This window comes from Candidatus Propionivibrio aalborgensis (assembly GCF_900089945.1).
Classification (GTDB): Bacteria; Pseudomonadota; Gammaproteobacteria; order Burkholderiales; family Rhodocyclaceae; genus Propionivibrio; species Propionivibrio aalborgensis.
Map to the genome: position 1 here is coordinate 1 of NZ_FLQY01000070.1, position 1,382 is coordinate 1,382.

Genomic DNA, 1,382 nt, shown 5'->3' on the forward strand with positions numbered 1-1,382 from the left:
AGTCAAGTCCGAAATCTGCTGTAAATATTCTTCGATCCGATCAATGACGAATGGTTTCAGCTGGTGAGGGCAACAACGTTGTTGCCCTCACCAGCGGCGGCTCGGTTGGCCGCCCACTCCTTGAATTCATCCATATCAAGGTACTTCCGTTCCTGCCATGCCTCGTTCTGCTCGGCCAGCAGGGCGCCGATCAGACGCAATGCCGACTCGTCGTTGGGGAAGATACGAATCACCCGCTCCCGCCGACGAATCTCCTCGTTCAGCCGCTCTTGCATGTTCGTTGTGCGCAGCCGCTTGCGGTACTTCTCGGGCAAGGCCATCACCGCCATGGCATCTTCGAATCCCGTTTCCAGGCAGGCCACCGCCTTGGGCGCGCTCTTGGCGAAGCGCTCGACGCATTCCGCCAGCCGGCGCTTGGCTTCGACCAGATCGGGCGCCTGCAGCACGAGTTTGACGGCAGCGGCTACCTCGGCGCGGTGACGGGTGCTGCATTGACCGAGAATGTTGCGCATCAGATGCACCTGGCAGCGTTGCCAGCTGCCCCCCTGGAAGTGCCGTGCTGCCGCTTCGCGCAGGCCGCCATGGTCGTCCGAGATGATGAACATCGTTCCCTTGAGCCCACGGCTCCTGAGCCAGCGGAAGGTCTCGTCCCAGGTGGCAAAGCTCTCGGTGTCGCCGATCCGCACGCCGAGTATCTCCCGGTAGCCATCGGCACGGATGCCGGAGACAGTCAGCACAGCACGCGAGACTACCCGGTCTTCCTCCCGGCTCTTGATGAACAAGGCATCGACCAGCACGAAGGGGTAGTCGCCTTCCAGCCGCCGTTCGTTGAACGCCCTGACCCGCGGGTCCAGACCGGCGCACAGTGCGCTCACCGTCGACTTCGAGAAGCTGGCGCCGCACAGTTCTTCGGTGATCGCGGAGACCTTGCGCGTGGAGACGCCTTGGACGACCATTTCCATGAGCGCCAGGACAAAAGCCTGTTCGCTCCGCTGATAGCGCTTGAAGATGTCTGTCGAGAAACTGCCGTCCCGGGTCTGCGGCACCAGCAGCGTCACCGGCCCGACTCGCGTGTAAAGAGTGCGCGGCCGGTAGCCATTGCGGTAGCCGGCCCGCTCCTCCGTGCGTTCGTGCCGCGTCGCCCCCAGCGTTTCCGTCACCTGCGCTTCCAGTATCTGATTGAGCACCGTCTCCACCAGCTTTGCCAATCCGTCCTGCCCCGTCAAAAGCCCTGGCAGCAATTCCGTTCCTACGCTAACCTCATATCCAGCCATCGCTTCGCTCCGTTTCCTTCGGTTGATCAACGTCTCGACAACGTCAATTTACCGAATCGAAGCGGTGGCTACCCCCCACCCGATTTACAGCAGTTTAGGGACTCAATC

At 61.6% G+C, this 1,382-nt stretch carries 1 protein-coding gene; it reads right to left on the reverse strand.

Going from position 1 to position 1,382, the window contains the following annotated elements:
- Nucleotides 1–56: 56 nt before the first annotated feature.
- Complete coding sequence (locus PROAA_RS04750; protein ID WP_186410240.1) at nt 57–1,274, reverse strand: IS256 family transposase; 1,218 nt, start codon at nt 1,272–1,274, stop codon at nt 57–59.
- Nucleotides 1,275–1,382 lie beyond the last annotated feature (108 nt).

Coding starts and splice junctions, on each gene's coding strand:
- PROAA_RS04750 (WP_186410240.1), bottom strand. CDS start 1,274: ATGGCTGGATATGAGGTTAGCGTAGGAACGGAATTGCTGCCAGGGCTT.